The organism is Adlercreutzia equolifaciens DSM 19450 (genome assembly GCF_000478885.1).
GTDB classification, from domain to species: Bacteria; Actinomycetota; Coriobacteriia; order Coriobacteriales; family Eggerthellaceae; genus Adlercreutzia; species Adlercreutzia equolifaciens.
In genome coordinates this window covers 2,236,883-2,263,009 of record NC_022567.1, presented here as the reverse complement: position 1 = coordinate 2,263,009, position 26,127 = coordinate 2,236,883, and the positions used below count along the sequence as shown (strand labels likewise).

Here is a 26,127-nt window from a genome sequence, read left to right as displayed (position 1 = left end):
ACCCTCCCTCTGAGCCGACGCCCCTCACCGGGCGTCGGCTTTGCTGTTTCCGTCGGGCCGGGAACATGGAAGAGGCGGGGCTTGCTTTGAGTCGGGGCTTTCCGGAAAATGCGGGGCATCTTTTCCGGGGAAAATTTCGAGTTGTTAGACATTTGCTCCCTGAAGGCAGCCTGATTTCAGCGAAAGAGGAACTCGAAAGAGGCGTTTCTGCCTTTTGAAAGGCGAAAAGCGATAGTTTGGTTCAAGCGTGAGCAGGGGCATGTCTAACAACTCGAAATTTCTGCCATAATGGGCGGGTAAGATTGACGCAAGGGTTGCAAAGGGGCTGCGAGCGTGAAAAATGAAAACGTGGAAGATCGCCGGGCGCTTTTGCGGGGCGGGCGCCGTTATGTGATGGCTTACGGGTGCGCCCGCGCTTGGGCGACGTTGACCTTCACGGGGGCAAGTGCCGGGGCGATTGGCGGCCCTGCGGGAGGCGCTGCGGGAGGCGCTGCGGTCGCAGCGGCGATTCCTTGGTCGTTCGACACTCATTTCACCTTCGATCTTGCCTATATTGTCGTGAGCATCTTGCTGGTGCTGCTGTTCCGCCGCTTCATTCCCCTCAACGAGAATCGCATGATGAAGTTCGTGTCGTTCGGGTGCATGCTCGCGGCTTCGATTGCCGTAGTCTTGGCCCCGTGGGTGCCCGAAGCGTCGTTTTCTCTGATGGTGGGAGGCTCGCTTGCTGCGGGGGTGGGATACGGCCTCTTTTTGCTGTTGGCTGCTGAGGTTCTATGCTCGTTTAGTCTGCTGCGGATTTTCCTGTTTCTGTCGGGGGCTATGCTGCTTGGGGTTGTCATCACGTTCTTCTGCCAGGGCATGGGCGTGTGGCAAGCGAGTGCGGCTTTAGTGGCGCTTCCCGTGCTTGCCTCGCTGTATCTGCATGGAGCTTATGAGCGGATTCCCGCGGCTGAACGACCCAAGCGGGGTGTGCCGAAGTTCTCCTATCCGTGGAAGCTGTTCGTGCTGTACGGCCTGTACGCCTTCGCCTATGGCATGCGCGCGAACCAGCTGGCGTGGGGCGCGGGTCGACATTCGTCGCTTTCCACGTTCATCCTCATGGCGGTGCTGTTCCTCACGGCCTACTTCGCCTCGCGCCGGTTTAACATCGGGCTTCTGTACCGGTCGCCTGTGGTGCTCATGGTGTGCGGCTTTCTTTTGGTGCCGGCCCAAAGCTTGCTCGGTGCGGCGGCGTCAAGCTATCTCATCGCCATCAGCTACTCGCTCATGTCGTTCCTCGTGGTGCTGTTGCTCTATGATATTTCCCGACGGCTTGGCGTTGCCATCGTGGTCTTCATGGCGATCAAGAACGCCGAACAACTTTTTCAAGTGGTCGGCGGCGAGGTTCCGGGGCTGCTTGCGCAAGCGGGGTTGCCTGCGGCCACTCAGGACTTTGTGGTGACGATTATCGTGTCGGTGCTCATTTTGGCGGCCACGGTGCTGCTGTTCTCGGAGAAAGAGCTGGCGAGCAAGTGGGGCGTGGACATTCTGGAAGAGGGCGGTCTTATCGAGCGCACGGCCGAGGAAGAGCGCGTGGGCCAGCGGGTGGAGGAGCTGTCGGCCACCTACCGGCTGAGCCCCCGCGAACAGGAGGTGCTGGCGCTTCTGGCCGAGGGGAAGACCGGGCGCGTCATCCAGCAGGAGCTGTTCATCGCCGAGGGTACCTTCAAAGCGCACACGCGCCATATTTACGAGAAGATGGGCATCAATTCCCGCAAGGAGCTCTTCGAGCTGCTGGGCGTGCCCTCGTAGCGCACCCCTAAGGCGCCCATAGCGCATCCAAAGAATGCCATTCGGGCATGCCGCTCGCGCGGGTTTTTTGAAGAGGGGAGAAAAACCCGTTGACACGGGCGGGATTCGCTCTAGAATAGACGAGCTGCCCAAAGGTGGGCAGTGCAACGAACAGATATGTTCCGCTACTTAAGACAGCAGGTACCGAGTCTGCAACCGCCTGCGGGGCGTTCCGAAAGGGGCGACACCCGGCGCAACGGCTCGGTTTAATCGCGCAAGCGGCCCGCCGAGGTGGTCGACAGATTCGCTTCCGTGAATACGTGCGGCCTCCGTCTTATGGGCGGGGGCCGTTTTCGCTTCTCAGGCTTGCGGCCCACCCACCAAGGTGCGGAACCCGGATAAGCTTGAGAAGGAGGTGTACGTACAACATGCCCAACGCTCAGAACAAGGAGATGCTCGCCAGCATCAAGGAGGATCTCGACGGCGTTTCCGCCATGTGGGTCGTGGATTACCGCGGTCTCACCGTGAAGGAGATGCAGCAGCTGCGCCGCGACATTCGCGAGACCGGCTCGGTGCTGAAGGTCTACAAGAACACGCTGGTTCACCTGGCGCTTGCCGAGGCCGAACTGCCGACGCTCGACGATATGCTCGCCGGCCCCAGCGCGTTCGTGTTCTCCGGCAACGACGCGGCCGCATCGGCTAAGGCCCTGAAGACCTTCGCCAAGGCCAACGAGAACCTTGAGATCAAGGGCGGCCTGATGGAAGGCGCTGCCGTGTCGGCCGCAGAGGTGGAGGCTATCGCTTCTCTGCCCTCTCGCGAGCAGCTCATGGCTCAGATCGCCGGTGCCATCTCCGGCGTCGCTCGCGGTCTGGCTACCACCATCAACGGTGTGCCGCGCGGTTTGGCCCAGGTCGTCAAGGCCGTGGCCGAGCAGAAGGAAGCTGCCTAACAGCTCGGGCGGCCTGAGACGGGCCGCGTAACGCAAGAAGAAATGACGGTCGGCGCGAAGAGGTGCCGGCCCCCTTTGAAAGGAAACTAACATGGCTGTTACTCGTGAAGAGATCATTGAGGCTTTGAAGGAGATGTCCCTGCTCGAGGCTTCCGAGCTCGTGAAGGACATCGAGGAGACCTTTGGCGTGTCCGCCGCCGCTCCGGTGGCCGTGGCCGCCGCCGCTCCGGCTGAGGGTGGCGCTGCCGCCGAGGAGAAGTCCGACTTCGACGTCGTGCTCGAGGGCTTCGGCGACAACAAGATCGCCGTCATCAAGGTTGTCCGCGAGATCACCGGCCTGGGCCTGAAGGAGGCCAAGGAGGTCGTCGAGGGCGCTCCGAAGGCTGTCGCCGAGGGCGTGAACAAGGAGAAGGCCGAGGAGATCAAGGGCAAGCTGGAAGAGGCCGGCGCCGCTGTGACCCTGAAGTAAATTCGCTTTCGCGAAAAGCTTCTCCCAACCGATTCGGTTGCAAGGACCCCGCTTTCGAGCGGGGTCCCTTTTTGGTCTGCCCAAAGTTCGACTGCCGATTTTGAGCAAAAAGACCCACTTCTCGTAATTGTAAGAAGCAGAACGGGTACAGTTCTTTGCGTTTTCCCAGGTAGAGCGAGTTCGATCCACTCTAGCCCTTTCTAAAGGCTACGAGAAAGGGGGTATTTTGCTCATTTCGGGCTTTAGCCAAGCCACGCTTCCAACGACTCGATGTCGCGCTGGGCTTGGGCGAGGCCGGTTTCGTAGGAGCGAACGAGGGCGTCGTAGTCGGTGGTCTTGTTGGTGACGTCCATGGTGTCGGGGTAGAAGACCCAAGCGGCGCCTGTCTTTTCCAATTGCTCTATCTCGTCGCAGAGCTCGTTGTAGGGCTGCCAGCGTGCGATGGTGCGCTCGGCCACGATGGGATGCTTGCGGAAGGCCGAGCGGAAGAGCGCCTGGGCGCCCCGGCTCATGGCGTGCTTGCGGTAGCCGCGCGGTTGGGTGCGGATGATGCAGAAACGCTCGTAGCCGTCGGCGCGGGCGGCATTCAGCAGGATGCCCCAGCTATCTCCCATGCCGCCGTCCATGTAGGTGTGCCCGTCGATGGTGGTGGGCGGCATGAAAAGGGGCATGGTGGACGATGCACGCACTTTCAGTCCCAGGTCGTGGGCGTCCTTCACATCGGCGCGGGTCCAGGCGACGGTCTCGCCGGTGTCCCAATCCATGGCCTCGATGTGCATATCGGCCGGGTTGGTGGCGAAGGTGCCCCAGTCGAAGGCCATGGGGTCGTCGGCGGGCGCGTTTTCGATCAGCTCCTCGTAAAGGTAGGGGCTGTTGAAGTAGCCGGTGCCCCGCAAGAAGCTGCCCCAGCCGCCGAAGCGTGGGTACTTCACCAGCTCGACGAACGAGGCGCGGGCACGGGTGGCGTCGCGCACCAGATAGTTCACCGTATGGCTGGATCCGGCCGAGATGCCGTAGACGCACCCGAAGTTCAGGTTGCGCGCGAGCAGCTCCACCACCATGGGCGCCGTGTAGCTGTTGCGCATGCCGCCGCCCTCGAAGATGAGCGCCACATCGGGCTGGTTGATGGCGAGGTCGGCGAGTTGGGCGGGGTCGGTCATGGAAGCTCCTTTAAGGGCATGAGAAAAGGGAGCCCGTAAGAGCTCCCTTTCAGTATAGCTATTTGTCGCGCCGCCGCGGACGTTACTCCGCGTAGCGGAACAGGGCGGCGACGGGCTGGTCGGTGGGCATCTGGTTCTGCTCGACGATGTAGATGTGGGTGTCCTGAGCCAGTGCCGCCTGGGCGAAGGCGTCGGTGATGTCGGGCGCGGCCGGGTCGATGTAGCCGTCATCGACCGGGTTCGGATCGCCGTCGAAGGTGACGGTACCGGTGTTGATGTCGAAGCCGCCGGGGAGGATCTTGCCCTTCACGAGGAACAGCGCTCCCACGCGGCGCTCGGCCAGCGCCATGCCGATGGCGTCGAAGTCGTCCGAGGCCTTGCCATGGGCCGCGTCGGCGCCGAACTTCTCAGCGACTTCCTTGATGTTCGCATCGCGGATGCCGTCCATCACCGCCAGCGACTCTTCCAGAAGCGCCTTGCCGTCGAGGCCGGCGGGATCCTTCTTGATGCCGACAGGCAGGAGGTGGCGCAGCGTGGAGAGCTTGCGGAAGGCGTGCTCGTACTCCTCGTCGCAGCACAGGATGATGGGGGTGGCGTCATCGCGCACGAGGTAGTCGTTCACGGCCTGGTTCACGTAGCGGAACCACGGCAGGGCGTCGTCCTTCTTCACCTCGTTGCGGGACTGATGGTCGTGGTACTGGCCCATGTGGCCCTCCAGCGAGATGTAGTCCAGCGCGCCCTTCTCGCCCTTGCGGGCGTCGGCGGCGATGTCGTCGCTGTTGGCGAACAGCTCGCTGAAGAAGTCGTGCACTTCCTGCGGCAGCTGCTGGCGCTCCACATGGGTGCGGTCGCCCTTCACCCAGCTGAAGCGGTCGTTGCCCAGTTCCAGCACATAGTACTCGGTGCCGTACTGGAAGTTGCGCAAAAGCGGCTTGACGAAGTAGGTGTCGCCGGCGGCCACCATGGGATCGGGGGCGAAGAACAGGTTGTACACGTAGATGTCGTCGTTGTTCATGAGGAAGCCCAGACCCTCGCCGGCATGCAGCCAAAGCGGCATGTCCGGATGCGCCAGCAGGTAGTCGGCCTTTTCCACAATGCCCTTATAGGCGTCCTTGTCGTAGCTTTCCGCCAGGGTGCGCTCGGCGTCCTTCATCAGATCCTTGAACATGTCGCGATCCCAGATGTCGCGGCGCTCCTCGCGCTCGGTATGGTGCACGGGAATATAGAGCGACACGACGGGCGCGGTCACATCAGCGAGGATGGCCGGATCGAAGTCCTCCATCACGTGAATGCTATCGGCGGTCTTCCGCAAGGTCTCCTTCTCGTCTTTCATGACGAACCTCCAAAGTGGTCGGGAACACAAAGTGCGCGCAGCAGTGTCGCCGTGCCGTTGCGGTTGGAAGGCGACGGCGCGTGGTGCAACTGATGTGCTGAAAAGAGCATAGCCCCCGACGAGGAAAATCGGGGGCTATGAGCCAGCCTGTGAACGGGCGGTTGCCGAAATGCAGTTTAAAGTTGATTTAGCCGCTCGCCTTTAGTCGCCTTTAGTCGAGATAGCGCTTCACGTTCATGGCGCGCATGGCATTCAAGATGGCGATGACGGCCACGCCCACGTCGGCGAAGACGGCCATCCACATGTTGGCGATGCCGAAGGCGGCCAGCACCAGCACGGCAAACTTGACGCCCAGGGCAAACACGATGTTCTGCCAGACGATGCCCATGGTGCGCCGCGCCAGGTGAATGGCGCGGGCGATGTCGTCGGGGTCGTCGTTCATGAGCACGATGTCGGCGGCCTCGATGGCGGCGTCCGAGCCCATGGCGCCCATGGCGATGCCGATGTCGGCGCGGGTGAGCACGGGTGCGTCGTTGATGCCATCGCCCACGAAGGCGAGCTTGCCCTTGCCATTGGTGTCGCGCTCGGTTTGGGCGAGAAGCGCCTCCACCTCGGCCACCTTGTCTTGGGGAAGCAGCTCGGCGTGCACCTCGTCGATGCCGAGTTCGGCGGCGACGGCCCGGGCCACGGGTGTGCGGTCGCCCGTGAGCATGACGGTCTTCTTCACGCCGGCCGCGCGCAAATCGGCGATGGCGCGGGCGGCGTCGGGCTTCACGGTGTCGGCGATGACGATGGCGCCCAGGTAGGTGCCGTCGGCGGCCACGTAGAGCACGGTGCCTGGCACGTCGGTGGCCGTGAAGGCGATGTCATGGGCCGCCATGAGCTTACCGTTGCCCACGAGCACGTTTCGTCCGTCCACGACCGCTTCCACGCCCTGGCCGCTGATCTCGCGGACGTCGCGCACCCGCTCGGCGGTTGTGATGGAGCCGCTGTCCGGTCGCGCGCCGGTCGTGGTGGAGTCGCTGTCCGGTTGCGCCAGATTCGCGTCGTTGTCGCTGTCCGGTCGCGCGTCGGTCGTCAGGGAGTCGCGATAGGCCCGCACCGATTGCGCGATGGGATGGGTGGAGAACGTCTCGGCTGCGGCGGCGATGTCGGCAAGCTCGGCCTCGCTTACGCCAGGGGCGCCGATGAGCTCGGTCACGGAGAAGGTGCCGTCGGTCAAGGTTCCAGTCTTGTCGAACACGACGGTTTCGGTGGAGCCCAGGGCCTCCAGGTAGTTCGACCCCTTCACCAGAATGCCGAGGCGTGATGCCCCGCCGATGCCGCCGAAGAACGACAGCGGTACGGAGATGACCAGTGCGCAGGGGCACGACACCACGAGGAAGGTGAGTCCGCGCAAGATCCAGTCGGACCACTGACCGCCGAACAACAGCGGAGGCACGATGGCGAGTACAGCGGCCACGCCCACGACGATGGGGGTGTACACGCGGGCGAAGCGAGTGATGAAGTTCTCGGTGCGCGCCTTCTTCTCGGCGGCGTTTTCCACCAATTCCAAGATGCGGCTTACCGTGGAGTCCTCGAAGGGCTTGGTGGCGCGTACGACGAGTTTGGCCGTCAGGTTCACGCAGCCGGAGATGACCTCGTCGCCTGGGCGCGCCGTGCGGGGCACCGACTCGCCGGTGAGCGCCGCCGTGTCGATTTGGCTTTCGCCGGTCAGCACCGTGCCGTCAAGCGGGATGCGCTCGCCGGGCATGACGATGAACTCGTCATCGGGGGCGAGCTCGAAGGGATCCACCTGCTTCAGCTTGCCCTCCTCCATGACGTTCGCGTACTCGGGCGCGATATCCATCATGTCCGCGATGGACTGGCGCGACTTGTCCACGGCGTAGCTTTGGAATAGCTCGCCCACCTGGAAGAACAGCATCACGGCCGCGCCTTCGGCCATGTGCGGCTCGGTGTCGGGGAACAGCACCAGCGCAAACGCGCCGAAGGTGGCCACGGTCATGAGGAAGTCCTCGTCCAGCGCGTGCCCGTGCACAAGGCCTCGCAGCGCGCCGGCGATGACGTCGTAGCCGGCGATGAGGTAGGGGATGAGGAACAGCGCGAACTCGGCGTACACATCGCCGGGCGTGCCAAAGGTGGCGGCAAGCGCTTCGGTCTGGGCCGCCACTTCAATGGCGACGAACAGCGCGAGGGCGACGATGATGCGGGTGAGGAGTTTCTTCTGCTTCGGGTTCATGGGGAATCCTAACGGACGATGCGGCAGTCTTTTTCGTAGCTGGTGCAGACGGACTGGGCGGCGTCGACGATGGCGGCTAGGGCCTCCGCGTCGGCGGCGTCCGCGTCGATCGTCAGCTTGCTCGTCATGAAGCTGATGGATGCTTTGTTCACGCCGGGCAACGCGTTTATGCCGGCTTCCATTTTCGCGGCGCAGTTGGCGCAATCGAGGTTCTCCAGTTTGAATGACTTGCGCATGATGGTTCCTTTCAATGTTGTTCCCACTCGATAGTGGCGGGCGGTTCGGTGAATCGCAAGGGGGACAGGGTTACTCGCACACGTGGGTCATGCCCTGGGCGAGCATGGTGTAGACGTGGTCGTCGGACAGGGCGTAGATGACGTTTTTGCCGTCGCGGGTGGCCTTCACGAGGCGCGCCTGCTTCAGCGTGCGCAGCTGGTGGCTCACGGCGCTTTGGGTGCAGCCGACGACGGCAGTGATGTCGCCGACGGACAGGCCGCCGCCCATGAGCGCGAACAGGATTTTGATGCGGGTGGTGTCGGAGAAGGCCTTGAACAGGTCAGCAACGTCGAACAGCAGCTCCTCGTCGGGCATCTCTGCGAACAGATTGGCCGTGGCCTCGCGATTGCAGCCGCAGGGGCAAGCCTCCAGCGACGCGCAGGCGCCTTCCACGATTTTGCCGGCTTCTTTCTCTATGGCTGTCGGTTCGTCCATCTTGACTCCTTGCAAACTATTAAACATATGAGCAACTGTTCATAAGTATAGGCACCGCCACCGATCTGTCAAGGGGAGGAATAAAAGATTTCGTTTGGAAGAGCAACGGAAGGGGAAGCGTAACGGCTCCGTCGCCATCGGAAGGCGTGTCAAAGCTACCATTGAAGGCAGAAAACGCGATAGGACGCAGTGTCGCATGCCTTTGTCTCGTACACGATCCGGCTATCTCCCAATCATTGATACGAGGCGGGGAAGAAGGCGCGGATGGCTGTCCCATCGCGCCCGATGCGAATCTGAAAGGTGTTGCAATGAAGGCTTACCAAATCGTCGATGCCGACTTCGTGAAGCGCGAGATAGGACGCATGCCCATCGTGGACGTGCGACCGCCGCTGCGCTATGACACGGCCCATATTCCCTCGGCTATCAATATTCGGCTCGATGTGGCCGCCGCCTCGGACGATCCGGCCGAGGAGCTGGCCGAGATGTTCCAGGACAACGGCATTTTCCCCGAGGACGCGGTCATTGTGTACTGCCAGATGGGCGTGCACGCCAAGATCGCCTGCGATTACCTGGCGTCGGTGGGTTACAGCAAGCTGTATCTGTATGCCGGCAGCATGAACGACTGGATGCGCGATTCGGCGCGTCCTGTGGAGGCCTCGTCGGTCGCCTTCGCGAAGGCGTCCTAGGGAGAGCGCGAAGACCTGCGGCCGAGCGTTCGACGCTGCCGATGTCGGCGCGTTCGTCGCGACGAAACGATGACAAGGGCCGTCTGCTTGTAGCGGGCGGCCCTTCGCTGCTCTACCATAAGCGGGAGATATCGATGCGGGCGCATCCCGCGCTCGCCGAGACAGGAGGCCGCCATGACCACGGAAGAGAAGCGCGTCGACGAGGAAGAGTCCTCGCCGTTGGATATGCCCGACCCCATCCCCGGGTTCCCCGAATTCGGGCACATCCCCTTCGAAGGGCTGCACAACACGCGCGATTTGGGCGGCATGCCGGCGGCCGATGGGCGCCGCATCGCGCCGGCGAAACTCATCCGCAGCGGGTGCCTTCACAAGGCGAGCGAGCAGGACCTGGCGCGGCTTGTGGGCGACTACGACCTGGCCGGCGTCATCGATTTCCGCACCCAGCTCGAGCGCGACAAGGAGCCCGACCCCCGCGAGCTTATGGAAGGCGTGGTGTTCTACGACTTCCCGGCGCTGTCCGGCGAGACTATCGGCATTACCCACGGCGCGGGCGTGGCCCAGGACTTGAAGACCTTCGCCAGCTACAACGCCAGTCCTCACGAGCTGGTGCGAAGCATGTACCCCCAGATTTTGCTGGACGACGCGGGGCGGCAGGCCTACACGTCGTTTCTCGAGGTGCTTTTGGAAGGCGACGGCGGGGCGTATCTGTGGCACTGCTCCGAGGGCAAGGACCGGGCTGGCCTGGGCGCGGTTATCGTGGAGCGGGCGCTCGGGGTGCCCGAGGCCTACGTGCGCGCCGATTACCTGGCCACGAATTTGTTCGCGCGCAACCGCGCCGAGGGGATCGTCGACGCCATCAGCAAGAAGCTGGGTCTCATGAAGGGGCTCGATGCGGACATCGACTCGCTGTTCTACGCCTACAACGACTACTACGATTGCGCCTTGGCGGCGGTGAACGCCAACTACGGCTCCTTCGATGCCTACCTCGCCGAGGCCCTGGATTTCGGCCCCGAGAAGCGCCAGGCCCTGCGGGCGAAGTATCTCCGGTAGGTCATCCGGCGCTGCATCCCGCCATCTCGCTTGTCCGCCCGTAGGGGCAGACCTTGGTCTGCCCTAATCTCCCTATCCTCCATCCATTCCGCACTTTCTCGACATTTTACCTCGCAGAAATACCTCTGCGCGCGGGGAGGTGTAAAATCGCCCTCGAACATTTCGCGACCCAAGGAGGCATTGTGGCCGAGTCCGCTACCCCGGAACAGAAAGTCATCGTCGTCGATTTCGGTGCCCAGTACGGGCAGCTCATCGCCCGTCGCGTGCGCGATTCGCACGTGTATTCCGAAATCGTGCCCTGCGACATCACGGCCGAGGAGGTGCGAGCCATCGCGCCCGCGGCCATCATCCTGTCCGGCGGTCCGGCGTCGGTGTACGCGGAGGACGCCCCTTCCATCGACCCGGAGATCCTCGCCCTGGGCATTCCCGTGCTCGGCTTCTGCTACGGGCAGCAGGCCATGGCCGTGGCGCTCGGCGGGGAAGTGGGCCACACCGAGAAGGGCGAGTACGGCCCGGCAGTCATCACGCGGGCGGGCGAGTCGGCGCTGTTCGACGGCACCCCCGGCGAGCAGACCGTGTGGATGAGCCACCGCGACGCCGTGAGCCGCGTGCCCGAGGGCTTCTCCATCACGTCGCGCACCGAGGTGTGCCCGGTGGCGTCCATGGAATACCCCGAGCGGCGCCTGTTCGCCACGCAGTTCCACCCCGAGGTGCGCCACACTGAGTTCGGCCAGACCATGCTGCGCAACTTCTTGTTCGGCGTATGCGAGCTTGAGCCCGATTGGACTATGGACTCCATCATCGACGACTCCATCGAGGCCATCTGCGCCGAAGTGGGGGACGACCGCGTCGTTTTAGGCCTTTCGGGCGGCGTGGACTCATCGGTGGTGGCGGCGTTGTGCGCCCGCGCCATCGGCAAGCAGCTGACCTGCGTGTTCGTGAACCACGGCTTTCTGCGCAAGGGCGAGCCCGAGGAAGTGGAAGAGGTGTTCACGAAGCAGTTCGACGTGGACTTCATCCATGTGCACGCCGAGGAGCGCTATCTGGAGCTTCTGGCCGGCGTGACCGACCCGGAGGAGAAGCGCCGCATCATCGGCACGCAGTTCTGGAAGGAGTTCTTCGCCGTGGCGGAGGACTTGGCCCAGGACGGTCGGCCGGTGAAGTACCTGGCCCAGGGCACCATCTACCCCGACATCATCGAGAGCGGCGCACGCAAGACCGGCGGGAAGGCGAGCACCATCAAGTCGCATCATAATTTGATTCCGTTTCCCGAGGGCGTGCATTTCGATCTGATCGAGCCTTTGGACCACTTCTTCAAAGACGAGGTGCGCGCGCTGGGCACGGCGCTGGGGCTGCCCGACTACATCGTGCACCGCCAGCCCTTCCCGGGGCCGGGTCTGGCCATCCGCATCATCGGCGACGTGGACGCCGAGAAATTGAACATCCTGAAGAACGCCGACGCCATCGTCCGCGAGGAGCTGGACGCCTACAACGAGCGCCTGTTCGCCGAGACGGGCGAGCGCAACAGCGAGCACAGCGTCTGGCAGTACTTCGCCGTACTGCCCGACATCAAGTCCGTTGGCGTCATGGGCGACGAGCGCACCTACGCCCGCCCGGTCATCCTGCGTGCCGTAGAGAGCTCCGACGCCATGACCGCCGACTGGGCTCGCCTGCCCTACGACGTCCTAGCCCGCATCTCCGGCCGCATCGTAGCCGAAGTCCCCGGCGTGAACCGCGTGGTGTATGATATCACCAGCAAACCGCCCGCAACGATCGAGTGGGAGTAGAGGTTCCCTTCTTCCCTCCGATGCTTGATCATCCTGGCGGGCGCTCTCTACAGCGAGGGCGCCCGCTTCATTATGAGGAGCGCCCCGTGGATGTCCTGCAATTCATGCGTGATCACCAGGCCTATTTCGAAGACTACGTGACGCGCAGCACATACCACTCGAACGCCATCGAGGGCAGCACGCTGTCCTTTGCCGAGACCTATGCCATCCTCTGGAACGACAATACTCTGAAGGTGACGGCTACGGCTCGCGAGCTGTACGAGGCGATCAACCACAAGTACGCCCTGGCCACGGCATCGGAAAATATGGACGACCCTCTTTCGGAGCGGCTCGTCAAGGCCATAGCGCGGGATATCAACCGCAACATAAGCGGCATCGACGACTATCGTCACGGCCAGGTGATCATTCGCGGGGCGGAGCACCTGCCGCCGGCCGCCAATCAAGTGAACCAGCTCATGATGCAGCTCGTGTACGAGTACAACCACGACGAGGGAGGAGACCCCTTCCTGCGCGAGGCCCGCTTCCATATCCGCTTCGAGAGAATTCATCCCTTCGAAGATGGCAACGGGCGGACGGGTCGCATCCTCGTAAACCGCGGGCTCATGCGAGCCGGTCTCGCTCCGGTAGTGATCCCCGTGGAAGAGCGCGCCGCCTACATGGACTTGCTGGCGCGCAGCGACTACGACGGCCTGGCCGCCATGCTGCGCCGCCTGTCTGAGGCGGAGACCGAGCGTATGGAAAGATTTGCCGAGCTATAGCAGCGTTTGGCACAAGTGGAGAAAGCTATTCCACCTTCTGAAGGTACTTCGTCATGAGCTCCCTGGGGATGTGGCAATAGTCGTTGGGGAACTTGTCCAGGTGGTCTTGGTGCTCCTCGGCGCTCGGGACGTAGCGGGCAAGCAGCAGCACCTCGACGCGGATCCGGTCGCGGTCGGGCCTCGCCCAGATGTAGGCCTCCGCCTCACGCAGGTGGGAGGGATCCTCGCTGTAGACGCCGGTGCGGTACTTCTCGCCGACGTCGGCGCCCTGCCGGTTCACGCTGTAGGGGTCGATGATCTCGAAGAAGTAGCCCATCAGCTCGGTCACGGTCACGTGGCCCTCGTCGAACGTCACCTTGACGCACTCGGCGTACCCGTCGTAGGGCCCCTCGAGGCTATCGCCGGCCCCGTTCGCCCGCCCCGCCTCCGTGGCGACGACCCCGGGCAGCGTCTTGACGAACGCCTGCACGCCCCACAGACACCCACCGGCAAAGTATATCGTCTGCATGCGTCGGCCTCCTGAAATACACGTGCGAGCCAGCTGCGCTAACGATAGGAATGTGTCGTTAGCGCAGCTGTTCACTTTCTAACGACTAATTATCGCGATAAAGTGTCGTTAGACTGCCGGAGAAGCTTGCGGCGACGGCCAAGTGCCCCGCATCTGTTGCCGACAGATAGCTGTTTTCCGGGGTTGCCCTATGTGGTGCCTGGAACGCACCCCCTGGAGAGAATTACGAAGGGCACGACCCCGGTGCCATGCGAGATGGCGTGGATCGTGCCCTCGGGAAACGCGATGGCTTTGGTGGCCTTAGTATCCGCGTCCCTCCTACTCGTTCTCCTCCGCGATGCGTTGGTAAGTCTTCGTGCCGGCGTAGATCTGGTCCTTCAGCGGGTTCAGCTTCAGCTTGCGGATGCGATAGAGCTGGTAGGCCGCCAGCGCCATGTTCGATGCCAGCGCAATCAGGCTCACCACGAAGAACGCCGTGGGGTTGTGCGTGGTCGGGATGGGGGCGAGCACGTCGGCGAACTGGGGCACCGTCATCACGAACATGATCCAGAGCGCCAGCGTCTGCGCCCGGTGCTGCAGCCACGCGCCGCGCTTGATGAAGAACGTCGGGATGGTGCAGGCCAGAAGCAGCGCCAGGCCGCAGTAGGCGGAGTGGTCCGAGATGCAGTTGTAGGTGTAGGCGAAGTTCCAAAGGTCGTAGGCGATGATCCAGGCCCAGATCATGTCCGGCCAGATCATGTCCTTCGAGGGATCCTTCGAAATGAAAATGCCGAACCAACCGCAGATGGTGAGGATGTTCAAAATGCCCGCGATGCCGTTCATGATGTTCCACGGGCCCGATATCGTCCAGAGGTTCTCGACGACGCCGCCCTGCCACAGCCCGAAGCTGAACACCTGAAAATCGCGGATGACCGCCTCGGCGATGTTGATCGCCAGGATGAGCGGCGGGAAGCACAGCGCCCAGCGCTTCTCGTACAGGTAGTGGGTCTTGCCGTCCTTGCCGCGCCATTTCACGAAGCGCAGGGCGATGAACCCGAGGCACCCTGCCAGCGCGGAATAGGTCTTCACCCAGTTGAACCAGGTGCCTGTGCCGTACTCGTTGCCGGGGGCGGCGGTTACGGGCCACACGAACAGGGTGAGCGCAATCGGCACGACCGCGAACAGGGCGAGCCCGCACCACAGCTTGACGCGCCCCAGCTCGTTGAAGGCCATCAGGGAGAAGAGAACGAAGAGCCAAATGACCCAGTAAATCGGATCGGCTGCTTGATAGAGGATGCCCATGGGGTCTCCTTTCGTCGGCATGTGCCCGCGCGTTTCAGAAGCGGGAATGCGGCTTGCGATGCGCCCGTGTACGGGTCGGTTTGTTTGAAGTCTAGCAAATGCCGGTATCGCAATTTTTCACAAAAGGCTATGATTTGTGCAGGACATTTCGCGGAGAAGAGACGGGGCGTTCCAGGGGATGACGATGGTGCACGACTATGGGAAGATGACGCCGCTGCAGGCGGCCGGCTGCGTACGGGAGAGGCGCCGCGACCTGAAGGAATCGCGGCGCCTGACCGACACGCCGGGCGCGATTGTGGCCACGGCGCGCAAGCTCTTCGAGCTGAGAGGGGTGCGGGCGACCTCCATCGCGTCCATCGCGAAGGAGGCGAACGTCACCCGCGAGCTTATCTACTACCACTTCGCGAACCGCAACGGGTTGATTGAGGCGGTCATCGACGACTACGTGGAAGACTTGGTCGAAAGCGTGATCGTGTGGAACGAGGCGAGGGTCTTCGGCGACACGTCGGGATCGCTGAAGAAGTGCATCCGGACGTTTCGGTACTCGCTCTACGACGGGACGGGACGTCCGCGCCCGATGATAGGCGTGCTGGAGGAGCTGGGCGTGCGGGACGCCTTCGACGTGCGCGCTACGCGCGAGACGGCGGACTGCCTGGCGAACCACATCGCGAAGGAGTACGCGGCCTATCATCGGATTGAGATCGAGCTGGTGCGCGAGATGTTCTGCGTCGTGATATTCGGCTTGGTGGGCCTCGTGAAGATGAATCCCCAGATAGAAGACGACGTCCTCATGAAAGTGATAGAGCAAACCCTGCGCCTCGACATGGCGCCGATTGGGAAGGGGGAGGGATAAGATGAGCGATGTCTGGGGTGAGAGCCTGCCGATTCTCTACGGTAGAAGTGTGACGACTGGCGAGCTCGTCCATGTGGACGATGCTCCGAACGGGAAGGCGTGCGGGTGCGTGTGCCCTGATCCGGGGTGCGGCCAGCCACTCATCGCTCGCAACAACGGCAAGAAGAAGATCCACCATTTCGCCCATATCGGCGGCACGTGCGCATGGTCGGCTGAATACCTGCTGGCCGAATTGGCCCTGGAGGTCATAAGAGAACGTGGGCGCGTCTGGTTTCCGGAGCTGGCCTACGAGGCGCCAGGAACGCATCTTCCTGAAAAGGTTTCCGAGGGTATGGAACTACCGGTGTGCTGTGCGGAGAAAATTGAGGTGGAAGGCAGAAAAGCCCCAGCCATTGCCTTAGAGATCCGAACATCCCGCGGCAATGCCCGATACGTGTTCGTTCCCGAGCTGGTGCACGTTCTCGACGGCGAGCAAATCGCGAGTCTTAGAAAAGAGTGCCGGGGAATCGTCAGGATTGGCCTTCGCAGCTTGATGCGTTCGATGAAGACCTTGGAAGGAAAACACTACGACCGCGAAGAGCTTGCGGTCAGGATCCAAAGCAAAGAGGTCATGGAGGAGCTGTTGTCTGGGAGGCGCCAGCGGCATCTGGAATGGGCGTGGAATGCCAAGGCGAAGGAGCTTGGCGATCGGGCGTGGGCACTCTATGCGCAGCGCAAGAAAGAAGAAAGACAAAAAGCAGATGCAGAGAAGGAACGAAAAGCCGTCATCGATCAGGCGAGGCGAGAGAAGGTGCGCCTGGCGGCCGCCAAGAGGGCCGAAAAAGAACGGGCGCAGCTGGCTCAGGCGGCAAAGGCAGCAGCAGAGAGGGAGGCAGCGCGCGAGGCTTGGGAAGAAGCGCATCCCGTGCAGGGGAGGTCGATAAGAGATGAAGCGCGTCGCCAGAAGGCCCTCAGCGACATGGATCGTGCCCGCGAAATAATGGCCCCCATCGTGGACGATGTGAGGAGGCCGGCAAGAGGCCTGGGCGGCAAACGATGGTATCGGTGCGAGAAATGCGGCAAAGTGGGTCCAGCCGACGAGTTCGCCGTCGGCGACACTGGCTGTGTCTGGAATCGCGGGATATGTTTTGAATGCGCTGGGCAGTCGGAAATAGTGGTGAAGCTAGCGGGTTTTTCGCATGTCGCCGGGTTGTATGGATAGGAACAGCTGTTGCGCAATTAAAAATCAGCTTCGCACTATCTCAAAAGTGCATACGCCGTACGCACCAATTCGATTTTCTTGACGTGTGTAGGTGCGCTTGCTCTCTATTTTGATCTTTTGTTTCGCGATGGGTCCTGTGATGAGGCCGGTGGCTTCAACGTTGCTCTGCTCGGCAATATCGCTTTGTCCTCAATAGCTCTAATAGCTCGTCAAATAGCTCGTCAGCTTACGTCGCCTTGCATTCCTATAGATGAATATGCGACGTATTTTCTGATGCTCCAGTATGGGCGTCTATGCCATTACGGCAGGGTCCATTTTTCATTGGAGGCGATTTCATCCGGAGCGGTGCGCGGTCTTGGAAAAGGACATCAAGCCGCACATCAATGTTTCTTAAGTTACGGCAGCTCTCAGTCTTGACTTCTGCAATCATAATACTTGCTCGTCAATCTTCAATCCTGCATGTTTATGTACCGCTCGCTGCCATCAACTGCTTGCATTATGCTGTGGTGCTTGTCGTCGAGGCCTCGGAAGCAAGCAGTTTTCGCAGTTCTGTGCCTATGCCGTCAATTAGTTCATCTGTGGCGGTTCTATATGCAAGAAAAGCATCCTCCAATTCTCGGCTGTTGCGTGCAAATAGAACCATATTGCTGCTTGCGCTATTGAATTCTTTCGCAAGAGAGCGAATTCTGTCGCTAAGCACCCTATCGCAGAGGATCGAAAATTGGACCTGGCTCAATCGCAACAGTTCGCTCTTCTCTTCATCGGTTCGTACCTCTGCATGCGTGACGCCGGTAGCATAAAGATCCCTAATTTGAATATATTCGACGACATTTGCCCTTGCGCAATCGAGAACAACTTCTTGTAGCTTCTCGTAGTTGTCGATTTGCTGCTCTTCCATCTTGCGCTTATGGTCGTCGGCGCGTTTCCTTGTCTCGATTTTCTCGCTATGCCAATTGCTGAGCATTGTGGTGGCGATGCTGACGATTGCGCCAATGATGGCGCCAAGAAGCGTAGGCAGCGCATTGATTAACGGCTGAAAGTCCATTCACATCCATTCTGTAGAAGTTCGATAATATAGGGTTCCGCATGACTTCTTTTTGCTGTCGCTATTAATGCTATAGGGTAATCATACTAATTGCTAGTGAACTTTCGGATATGCGTAAAAAGGTTTTCGCGAGGCTGCTCGAATCTTGAAAAAGACCAATCTCTCGATAGCTAGTGAATAAGCGGTATTCTATATTGATGCGTGCTTTTGCAATTTAGATTAGAAGACGATTCGCCTAAGGTTAGTACATGCGGAAGGATCAATCATGAAAAGACTGGATCTTGAACCGACGGAGGCAAATATCCTTGCGTGCCTGGACAAAGATATCACGTCTAGGAATGCAGATATCAAACGTTTCATTTCATTGTTGGATGAAATAGAACCGCCGTTTTCCTTATGCATTGATGCGCCTTGGGGCGATGGAAAGACAATGTTTGTGAAATCCGTCCACATGATTCTAGAGGCCAGGAATCCCAATGTCGATTCTGATGGTGGGAGAAATGCGCTTTCTTGGGCAGTGGATGAGAGTGCGATGAAAACAGAGGCTTCGGGGTTTCTCCCCGTCTACTTCAATGCGTGGATGAATGATATGCTTGATAATCCGCTCGGCTCTGTGATTGCGTCGATGGCAGCAGATTGCGAAGTTGATTGCGATGTGTCTAATAATGGAATGCTGCAGAAGGCGGCAGCTGTCCTAGATTCGATTGGTGGCTTATTGGGGCGTGCCCCGAACGTATCTACGGCAGTAAACGAATTCAGCGGTAATCGGCTAATCGACGAGTACCGGAACAGGCGGAAGTTGGAGGAGGAGATATCTGAGTTCATCGACAGTACCTTGGCGGAGAGGGCGGAAAAACTGGTGCTGTTTATCGATGAGCTAGATCGGTGCAGGCCTGAATACGCAATTCGTCTTCTAGGTGATATCAAAAACCTCTTTGAAAACGAGAGAGTCATCATTGTGTACTCGATGGACTTGGAGCAATTGGCAAACGCCTTGGAAGGCTTTTATGGGGGCTCTTTTGCGACTCGAAAATACTTGGAGCGATTTTACGATAAACGTTTCGAGATGACTCCTGTAAGAGAGCAGAACTACTTTAACGAAACCGCAGCCCCCCAGTACAACAGTGGACGATTTGATGCCATCGTGGCTGAGTTGCTTCAGGCGACGTCCGGTACGATGAGGGATATAAATAGACTCAAGATGACCATTCGCGATGCAGAAAAATATGCGAAACGCTCACGCATTGGCGCTGATTTTGGTGTCGTATTTGCTGAGGCGGGGTTGCTGCCTGTGCTCATCTTTTTGGAGCACGAAGATCCCGAAACTTGGCGTAGGGTACGTATGGCGCAGTCGTTCGAAAGGGTGTATGACTTTGGGGCAAAGTCCTCGGCGTTTGTCGATTTCCTCAACTCAGCGATTCGTTCTACTTATCCTAACATCGGTGACGTTGATGACGATATCCGTAGAAAGTACATAACGGATCTATGTTGTCTTATTTTCATCGACTCAAGCAGCACCGATGAAAGACGTGCAAAAGCCTATCAAGATCTAGGGCATTTGCTTTGGATGGCAATAGATGTCGACGCCCTGTGCTCGTTTGATTTCCGACGATACAACGGCGACCAATGAGCCTGCGAGTATAAATACGCTGATTGCTGGAGCTGTGCGACCACCAAGCCGGTAACGTACAATCTCTTGCGCACTTTGACAGCAGCACAGTCTAGATACCAGAAGACATGGCGCCTGCCGTTGGTATGATTGAGTTGTCTAGATTCGATCAACCAGGAGGCAGAGCCATGTCCGATCCCATCGTAACATTCGACGAGGCCGCCGTGCGCGGCGAGCTCAAGGAACTCGTCCGCCAGACGGTCGAGGACGCCCTGAACGCGCTTCTCGAGGAGGAGGCCGACGACCTCATAGGCGCCGACCGCTACGAGAGGACGGCAGGGCGCGAGGCCTACCGCGCCGGCCACTACGAGCGAGGCCTCACGACCACCTCGGGCCAGGTCACGCTCAGAATGCCCAAGCTCAAGGGCATGAGGTTCGCCACGGCGATCATCGAGCGCTACAAGCGCCGCGAGACCTCTGTGGAGGAGGCCATGATCGAGATGTACCTGGCCGGCGTGTCCACCAGGAGAATCGAGGACGTCTCCGAGATCCTGTGGGGGTCGTCCGTCTCGGCGGCCACCGTCTCCAACCTCAACGACAAGGCGTTCGAGGCGGTCGAGGAGTGGAGGAGCAGGCCGCTCACCTGCGGCTACCCCTACGTCTTCGTCGACGGCATCTACCTGAAGCGCGCATGGGGCGGCTCCTTCGAGAACGTGGCCGTGATGGTGGCCATCGGCGTCAACGACGACGGCTACCGCGAGGTCATCGGCGCCGCCGAGGGGTTCACCGAGTCCGCCGAGTGCTGGAGGGAGTTCCTCTCGTGGCCGAGGGCCCGCGGGCTTGCCGGCGTGCGCATGTTCACCGGCGACAAGGCCGCCGCCATGACCGGCGCCATCGCCGAGGTGTTCCCGGGAGCGGCCTGCCAGCGCTGCACGGTGCACTTCTATCGCAACGTCCTGTCCAAGGTACCGAAGTCCAGGCGGAGCCGAGTGGCGGCCATGCTGAAGGCGATCCACGCCCAGGAGTCGCTCGACGCCAGCATGGAGAAGGCCGCGGCGGTGGCGGCGTCGCTGGACGAGATGAGGCTGGCGGCAGCCGCCAAGTGCGTGCGCGAGGGCGCCGCCGAGACGCTGACCTACACGCGCTTCCCCATGCGGCACTGGCGGCGCATCCGCACGAACAACGCCATAGAGCGGCTGAACCGCGAGATCCGCCGCCGGACGCGGGTCGTGGGCACGTTCCCCGACGGCAAGAGCGCGCTCATGCTGGTGACGGCCAGGCTCAAGTACGTGGCCGACAGCGAATGGGGATCGAGAAGGTATCTGGACGTATCGCTGCTTGACGAGTGATCATGCCGAAGCGCATGGGGCGTTCAGTCAAAGTGCGCAAGATTATTGACAGTACCTGGAGGAGGGGCTGCCTACATAGATCTGCTGGTGCGCGGCGACTGCGAGGGCCTGGGCGCCATGCTGTGCCTCCTGCCCGAGGCGAAGGCTGAGTGTATGGCGGTGTTTAGTACGGGCGGCGAAAGCTAATCCGTTTCGAAAAGCGCTTCTCCATGAGCGCTTTGGAGATGGGGGAGTAATTGTCGAGGGGACTGTCTAGGTGGTGGTGGAAAAGAGGGTGTGCAGACGCAAGGAAGATGTCCTCGCCGCCGTCGAATCCGACGTCAGCAATGCCTGTTTCGAGGCCGTCGGTAACAAGATCGAGATGATGATCGGGGCGCCCTACCGCTTTCGCAGCGTAGGGCGCCTAATCGAGCTTTTCGCGCTGAAACGCTCTTGTGTGAGGTTCCAGCGTCCGGTGGCGGTGCGATAGGCTGCTCTTGTCCTCGCTAACTGCAAGAAGCTCTGAGAAAATCGATTAGCAATTGCACTATGAGATTGGTCAGCAAGCTGTTAAGAAATTTGGCTATCAAATCGCCGATACGAAGCAATGATTCAGCTGCCTGCTCGTCGCGGGCTTTATTTTGGCGTGGATATCGAGCGCAGCCTAAATCGCAAGTCTGCTTGTTGCCTTTTGGGCATTTGATGCGTTTAACTTTTTGCAAGCAACTTTGCTTTTCGCGCATGGCTCTGAATCCTTTTTGCTGCCATCCGTAGACGGTTTTTGTCCAAATTTGACTTGCTTGTCCGTTCGTTTCGTCAGCCTGGTTTGCGTTCGCATCCATAATTGCTCTACTCCTCTAAGGAAGGAGGACGTTCGGGTAAGCAGCTTGCGCAAAGCGCAGCAACCTAGGCGTACTCCATCTTGGTTGCAGCTCCCATTTCGGTTGGTAAGCTGTTTGCTTGTATGTGACAGACAGCCTGAACCGAAAACGCCTAGAACTTCAGAACGTCTGTCAGAAACGCCTGTGCTTGTACACTTTCTGTTTCCGCTTTCATTCTGAAGTAATGTCGCAAATACCGCTCAACTTCAGAAGTTGGGACTCTCGGAACCAGAAATCAGCAACTCCCCAGTTCAAAAACAGGACACTTCTCACAACTTCAATCACTGCGCATCGTTCACGCAGCAAACCCCCCAACTTCCCAAGTTGAAGACTTTTCAAACTCCGCGACTTCGTACCGTCCAACATCGACACACCGCACCAAACCGCCTCACCAACCCATGCGCACAAACCGCACCAAATGTCAGCAAATATCATGTAATGTCATTCAATGTCCCTTACAATCTGATGCATACGATTACACTTCTGAGCAAACGACTAAGGGAAGCAGACTCATGACAGAGCCATCAGCAGAAGAAGCCTACATCGGCATCGAAGATGCAGCGGAGTATCTGGGCGTCAAGCCCGTCACCCTCCGCAGCTGGATCAAGAAGAAAGACGATCTACCTGCATACCGCATCGGCAAGCTCTGGCGCTTCAAACGCAGCGAACTCGATGATTGGGTATCCAGCGGCAGAAGCGCGATGGACAAGCCCTCAGAGGACTAACGCCGCGCCCTCAAGCTGCCCTCATCTCAATGAAGTTGTTCTATATATAAGGAGCCGAACAAGGACTATGGCCGTGAAGAAATCTGAACTCTACTCCATGCTCTTCGAAGCATGCAACAAACTCCGTGGTGGCGTTGAGCCCGCCCGTTACAAGGACTACGTCCTTATTTTGCTCTTCTTCAAATACGTATCTGACAGATACAAAGGCGAGACCTTCGGCGAATTCCAAGTTGAAGAAGGTGCCTCGTTCGACGACCTTATCGCTATCAAGAACACTCCCGATGTCGGCGAAAAAACCGACATCATCATCTCCAAGTTCCTCGCTGCAAATGGCCTGCAAGGCTCTTTGCCTGAAGTCTCATTCAACAACCATGACGAGCTCGGCAGCGGCAAAGAACTCGTCGATAAGGTATCTGGCCTCATAGGCGTCTTCGAGAGCCCAGCCATTGACTTCAAGGCAAACCGCGCAAGCGGCGACGACATTATCGGCGATGCCTACGAGTACTTCATGATGAAGTTCGCTCAGGACTCAGGCAAGAGCAAAGGTCAGTTTTACACCCCAAGCGAGGTCTCCCGCGTTATCGCTCGCCTCATAGGCATCGGCGACATCCAGTACTCCCAAACAAAGAGGTATTACACGCTCTACGACCCAGCTGCAGGCAGCGGCAGCCTTCTCATTCGCGCAGCGGACGAAGCTCCAAAAGACGCCAATGGCAAGTCCATTGTCACCATATTCGCGCAGGAAAAAGACAACTCCACTGCCGGCCTCGCGAAGATGAACCTCGTGCTTCACCAAAAGGGTGAAGGCGTCATCAAGCGAGGCAACACGCTCTCCAACCCCCAGTATCTCAATCACGAAAAGCTCAGGCAGTTCGACTTTATCGTCATGAACCCGCCCTTCTCGGACAAGTCGTGGAGCGATGGCGTCAACCCCGCAGACGACAAGTACGACCGTTTTGATGGATATGGCATTCCGCCTGCCAAGAAGGGCGATTACGCGTGGATGCTTCACGTCATCAAGTCCCTCAACTCAGAAGGCCGTGCTGGCATCATCCTCCCTCACGGCGTTCTCTTCAGAGGCGATGCGGAAGCCACTATCAGAAAGCACGTCATAGAGAAGCACTGCATCGAAGGCATCATCAGCCTGCCGCCAAACCTGTTCTATGGAACGGGAATTCCCGCCTGCATCATCATTCTCGACAAGAAAGGCGCAGACCAGCGCGATGGCGTGTTCCTGATCGACGCGAGCCAAGGCTTCAAGAAGGACGGTGCCAAGAACCGCTTGCGCGAGCAGGACATAGAGAAGATCGTTCGTACCTACCTCTCGCGCGAAGAAGTGCCTGGGTTCTCGCGTTATGTCACATACACAGACGTTGTGGAGCAAAACGATGGAAACCTCAACATCTCTCGCTACATCCAACGCCCTTCAAACGTGCTTCCCCAAAACATCGCAGCTCACCTGAACGGCGGCATTCCTAATGTCGACATCGACACGTTGGAAACGCTCTGGGAAGTGTCCCCGAATCTGAAAGGCATCGTGTTCTCTCCGCTCGACACCGTTCATGAGACATACCACCTTGCTCTTCCGTCCGTGGATATAGAGGCTACAATCAGGGAAGATGGCAACATCCAATCGGAAACCGAATATGAATGCGAAACGCTGTTCGTATCTTGGGCTGAATCCGTAAAGCCAGACTTGCTCAACATTTCATCTGACACAGACCCCAAGATGTTCATTCGTCATCTCTCAAGCTTGCTCATCGACACGTATGAAAGCGCCGTCTTGATTGACGCCTACGATGCCTACGATTGCCTTCTTAACTACTGGAACGAAAAGCTCCAAGACGATGTGTACATGATAAAGGCCAATGGGTATGAAGCCGCTCGCCTCATCGACTACGAATACAAGACCAAGAAATCCAAAAATGCCGCAGGCGACACCATTACCGTTCCCGACACGTCAAAGGTCAAATCCTTCGAAGGCTCGCTTATCCCGCGCGACATCATCGAGAGCGTTTACTTTGCGCCCGAATTGGCTGCCATCAATGCTCTCCATGATGCAGCTTCCGTGCTTGATACCGAATTGGACGAGATGCGCGAAGAGGAGTCGGGTGATGACGGCCTTCTTCTGGGGGTTCTGAATGAAAAGGGCGATGCCATCCCAAAAGGCAACCTGAACAACCGCATCAAAGCATTGAAGCCTTCAAAAGGCGCTGTCGTCTCAAGTTCAGACAAAGACGAATACGATGCTTTGATTGCCTATAAAGACAAGCTGGCAGAGAAGGAAAAGCTTGATAAGGAAGCCAAGCAACTCCGTGAAGAACTCGACGAAAAGGTCACAGAGAAATACGGCGAGCTAACTATCGAAGAAATCAAGACCCTTCTCCTTGATATGAAATGGATGCCAAGCATCCAAACCAGAATATGTGATGTAGTCAACGCGAACGTTCACATGCTTTCTTCCCAGCTGCTACTGATCGCTAACCGTTACGAACACACGCTTTCAGAGATTGATAGAGAGGTAGATGCAACACGTCAAGCATCGTTTGCCGCACTTGAAAGGATGGGTTACGCATGGTGACTTATCCTGCAGATTGGAATACATGCAACCTTGGTGATATTGGGCGCATCAAGATGTGTCGTCGCATTTTTCAATATCAAACCACACCAATAGGCGATATACCTTTCTATAAAATCGGTACATTTGGCGATACTGCAGATGCGTATATCAACAAATCCTTATTTGAAGCCTATAAAGCGCAATACTCGTACCCTTCTCCTGGCGATATTCTGATTTCCGCAGCAGGAACAGTTGGTAAAGCAGTTGTCTTTGATGGCAAAGACTCATATTTCCAAGATTCAAATATCGTTTGGCTGGATGTCGACAGAACGAAAGTTGACCAAGATTACCTTTACTGGTTCTATCGATCCTTCCCTTGGCGTGCCTTGGAAGGAACCACGATAAGCAGGCTCTATAATAACATTATTCTCAACACGCCAATTCTTTTGCCGCCCCTGAAAGAACAACGCGCCATCGCTGAAACCCTAACTCAATTCGATGACATGGTTTCATCCCTTGACGCCCTCATCGAAAAGAAGCACAACATCCGCGAAGCCGCCCTTGATGATTTAACGACTGGGAAATCACGTTTAGATGGATTCTCAGATGATTGGAAAATGGTTTCATTTGATGAAGTTATTACCCCAAAGGCGAGAATCGGATGGCAAGGTCTCAAAAAGGATGAATACCTTACTCAAGGATATAGCTATTTAATAGGTGGCACAGACTTTTCCGATGGTCACATCAGGCTCGTCGGGATTAACTATGTATCTAAAGAGAGATACGACCTTGACGAGAACATTCAAGTAACCGAAGACGACATACTAGTAACCAAAGATGGCACTGTTGGCAAAGTTGCTATCGTTCAAAAACTTAACCATCCCGCAACGTTAAATAGTGGGGTATTCGTTTTTAGAACTAAACGTGGGCTTCATCCAAAGTTTCTATATCGTGTTTTGTCATCTTCTGTTTTTAAGGACTTTATTGACGCTCTTTCTGCGGGTTCCACCATCAAACATCTCTATCAAAAAGATTTGAAACGCTTTGCGTTTAATATGCCAAGCAGCGTTTCTGAACAACTTGCTATCGCTGATACACTTGGTGCCTTAGATAACGAAATCTCAGCCCTTGAAGCCGAACGCGATAAATGGAAGCAGATACGTGATGGCGCAATGGATGACCTTCTAACAGGTCGCGTGCGCTTGAAGGATTGGGAGGTGTAG

Annotated in this window: 25 protein-coding genes; 16 read left to right on the top strand and 9 right to left on the bottom strand. The window is 58.5% G+C overall.

Annotated elements, in window-relative coordinates:
• Positions 1-333: 333 nt before the first annotated feature.
• The 3 genes from AEQU_RS09060 (at position 334) to rplL (ending at position 3,189) form a co-directional block, all read left to right on the top strand.
• Complete coding sequence (locus tag AEQU_RS09060; RefSeq protein ID WP_022740629.1) at positions 334-1,791, top strand: helix-turn-helix transcriptional regulator; 1,458 nt, start codon at positions 334-336, stop codon at positions 1,789-1,791.
• A 407-nt stretch (positions 1,792-2,198) separates the two neighbouring features.
• Complete coding sequence (gene rplJ, locus AEQU_RS09055) at positions 2,199-2,720, top strand: 50S ribosomal protein L10 (protein WP_022740628.1); 522 nt, start codon at positions 2,199-2,201, stop codon at positions 2,718-2,720.
• Between the two features lie 91 nt (positions 2,721-2,811).
• A complete protein-coding gene (gene rplL, locus AEQU_RS09050; RefSeq protein ID WP_022740627.1) occupies positions 2,812-3,189 on the top strand; it encodes a 50S ribosomal protein L7/L12 in 378 nt (125 codons plus the stop codon).
• A 242-nt stretch (positions 3,190-3,431) separates the two neighbouring features.
• On the opposite strand, the gene AEQU_RS09045 is transcribed toward rplL, so the two are convergent.
• From AEQU_RS09045 to AEQU_RS09025, 5 genes are all read right to left on the bottom strand, one after another.
• Complete coding sequence (locus AEQU_RS09045) at positions 3,432-4,349, bottom strand: patatin-like phospholipase family protein (protein WP_022740626.1); 918 nt, start codon at positions 4,347-4,349, stop codon at positions 3,432-3,434.
• An 82-nt stretch (positions 4,350-4,431) separates the two neighbouring features.
• Positions 4,432-5,682: a baeRF8 domain-containing protein gene (locus AEQU_RS09040; RefSeq protein WP_022740625.1), complete on the bottom strand. Its 1,251-nt coding sequence runs from the start codon at positions 5,680-5,682 to the stop codon at positions 4,432-4,434.
• Between the two features lie 211 nt (positions 5,683-5,893).
• A complete protein-coding gene (locus AEQU_RS09035) occupies positions 5,894-7,921 on the bottom strand; it encodes a heavy metal translocating P-type ATPase (RefSeq protein WP_022740624.1) in 2,028 nt (675 codons plus the stop codon).
• An 8-nt stretch (positions 7,922-7,929) separates the two neighbouring features.
• The gene (locus tag AEQU_RS09030) at positions 7,930-8,157 is read right to left on the bottom strand and encodes a cation transporter (protein WP_022740623.1); all 228 of its coding nucleotides are present in this window, start codon (positions 8,155-8,157) and stop codon (positions 7,930-7,932) included.
• 70 nt (positions 8,158-8,227) lie between these two features.
• Positions 8,228-8,632, bottom strand: a complete 405-nt coding sequence (locus tag AEQU_RS09025) for an ArsR/SmtB family transcription factor (protein WP_022740622.1) — start codon at positions 8,630-8,632, stop codon at positions 8,228-8,230.
• Between the two features lie 308 nt (positions 8,633-8,940).
• Between AEQU_RS09025 and AEQU_RS09020 the strand changes: the two genes are divergently transcribed.
• The 4 genes from AEQU_RS09020 (at position 8,941) to AEQU_RS09005 (ending at position 12,913) form a co-directional block, all read left to right on the top strand.
• Entirely contained in the window at positions 8,941-9,318 is a 378-nt protein-coding gene (locus tag AEQU_RS09020; protein WP_022740621.1) for a sulfurtransferase, read from the top strand.
• A gap of 174 nt (positions 9,319-9,492) precedes the next feature.
• On the top strand, positions 9,493-10,368 hold the full coding sequence (locus AEQU_RS09015; RefSeq protein WP_022740620.1) for a tyrosine-protein phosphatase: 876 nt from the start codon (positions 9,493-9,495) through the stop codon (positions 10,366-10,368).
• Between the two features lie 182 nt (positions 10,369-10,550).
• Complete coding sequence (guaA, locus tag AEQU_RS09010) at positions 10,551-12,155, top strand: glutamine-hydrolyzing GMP synthase (protein WP_022740619.1); 1,605 nt, start codon at positions 10,551-10,553, stop codon at positions 12,153-12,155.
• Positions 12,156-12,241: 86 nt separating this feature from the next.
• Positions 12,242-12,913: a Fic family protein gene (locus AEQU_RS09005; RefSeq protein WP_022740618.1), complete on the top strand. Its 672-nt coding sequence runs from the start codon at positions 12,242-12,244 to the stop codon at positions 12,911-12,913.
• 25 nt (positions 12,914-12,938) lie between these two features.
• Here AEQU_RS09005 and AEQU_RS09000 read toward each other — a convergent pair whose 3' ends face one another.
• Together AEQU_RS09000 and AEQU_RS08995 are read right to left on the bottom strand one after the other, a co-directional pair.
• Positions 12,939-13,421, bottom strand: coding sequence for a peptide-methionine (S)-S-oxide reductase (locus tag AEQU_RS09000; protein ID WP_022740617.1), 483 nt, complete (start codon positions 13,419-13,421; stop codon positions 12,939-12,941).
• 318 nt (positions 13,422-13,739) lie between these two features.
• Positions 13,740-14,702, bottom strand: a complete 963-nt coding sequence (locus AEQU_RS08995) for a DUF5692 family protein (protein ID WP_022740616.1) — start codon at positions 14,700-14,702, stop codon at positions 13,740-13,742.
• Between the two features lie 136 nt (positions 14,703-14,838).
• Between AEQU_RS08995 and AEQU_RS08990 the strand changes: the two genes are divergently transcribed.
• The gene (locus tag AEQU_RS08990; RefSeq protein WP_244874821.1) at positions 14,839-15,555 is read left to right on the top strand and encodes a TetR/AcrR family transcriptional regulator; all 717 of its coding nucleotides are present in this window, start codon (positions 14,839-14,841) and stop codon (positions 15,553-15,555) included.
• A 1-nt stretch (position 15,556) separates the two neighbouring features.
• Complete coding sequence (locus AEQU_RS08985) at positions 15,557-16,756, top strand: competence protein CoiA family protein (protein WP_022740614.1); 1,200 nt, start codon at positions 15,557-15,559, stop codon at positions 16,754-16,756.
• A gap of 496 nt (positions 16,757-17,252) precedes the next feature.
• On the opposite strand, the gene AEQU_RS08980 is transcribed toward AEQU_RS08985, so the two are convergent.
• A complete protein-coding gene (locus AEQU_RS08980) occupies positions 17,253-17,801 on the bottom strand; it encodes a hypothetical protein (protein ID WP_041714669.1) in 549 nt (182 codons plus the stop codon).
• Between the two features lie 265 nt (positions 17,802-18,066).
• Here AEQU_RS08980 and AEQU_RS08975 point away from each other — a divergent pair, with 265 nt between their 5' ends.
• The 4 genes from AEQU_RS08975 (at position 18,067) to AEQU_RS08965 (ending at position 21,228) form a co-directional block, all read left to right on the top strand.
• Complete coding sequence (locus tag AEQU_RS08975) at positions 18,067-19,431, top strand: KAP family P-loop NTPase fold protein (protein ID WP_022740613.1); 1,365 nt, start codon at positions 18,067-18,069, stop codon at positions 19,429-19,431.
• A 167-nt stretch (positions 19,432-19,598) separates the two neighbouring features.
• The gene (locus AEQU_RS08970; RefSeq protein ID WP_022740612.1) at positions 19,599-20,759 is read left to right on the top strand and encodes an IS256 family transposase; all 1,161 of its coding nucleotides are present in this window, start codon (positions 19,599-19,601) and stop codon (positions 20,757-20,759) included.
• Positions 20,760-20,804: 45 nt separating this feature from the next.
• Positions 20,805-20,945, top strand: a complete 141-nt coding sequence (locus AEQU_RS12640; protein ID WP_022740611.1) for a hypothetical protein — start codon at positions 20,805-20,807, stop codon at positions 20,943-20,945.
• A 70-nt stretch (positions 20,946-21,015) separates the two neighbouring features.
• Positions 21,016-21,228, top strand: a complete 213-nt coding sequence (locus AEQU_RS08965; protein ID WP_041714668.1) for a hypothetical protein — start codon at positions 21,016-21,018, stop codon at positions 21,226-21,228.
• Between the two features lie 16 nt (positions 21,229-21,244).
• Here AEQU_RS08965 and AEQU_RS12505 read toward each other — a convergent pair whose 3' ends face one another.
• A complete protein-coding gene (locus AEQU_RS12505; RefSeq protein ID WP_144079484.1) occupies positions 21,245-21,580 on the bottom strand; it encodes a hypothetical protein in 336 nt (111 codons plus the stop codon).
• Between the two features lie 551 nt (positions 21,581-22,131).
• Here AEQU_RS12505 and AEQU_RS08960 point away from each other — a divergent pair.
• The 3 genes from AEQU_RS08960 (at position 22,132) to AEQU_RS08950 (ending at position 26,127) form a co-directional block, all read left to right on the top strand.
• Positions 22,132-22,344 carry a helix-turn-helix domain-containing protein gene (locus tag AEQU_RS08960; protein WP_022740610.1) on the top strand — a complete coding sequence of 71 codons (213 nt, stop codon included), beginning with the start codon at positions 22,132-22,134 and terminating at the stop codon, positions 22,342-22,344.
• 67 nt (positions 22,345-22,411) lie between these two features.
• Positions 22,412-24,925, top strand: coding sequence for an N-6 DNA methylase (locus tag AEQU_RS08955; RefSeq protein ID WP_022740609.1), 2,514 nt, complete (start codon positions 22,412-22,414; stop codon positions 24,923-24,925).
• Positions 24,919-26,127: a restriction endonuclease subunit S gene (locus tag AEQU_RS08950; RefSeq protein WP_022740608.1), complete on the top strand. Its 1,209-nt coding sequence runs from the start codon at positions 24,919-24,921 to the stop codon at positions 26,125-26,127. Before AEQU_RS08955 ends, AEQU_RS08950 begins: the two co-directional genes overlap by 7 nt.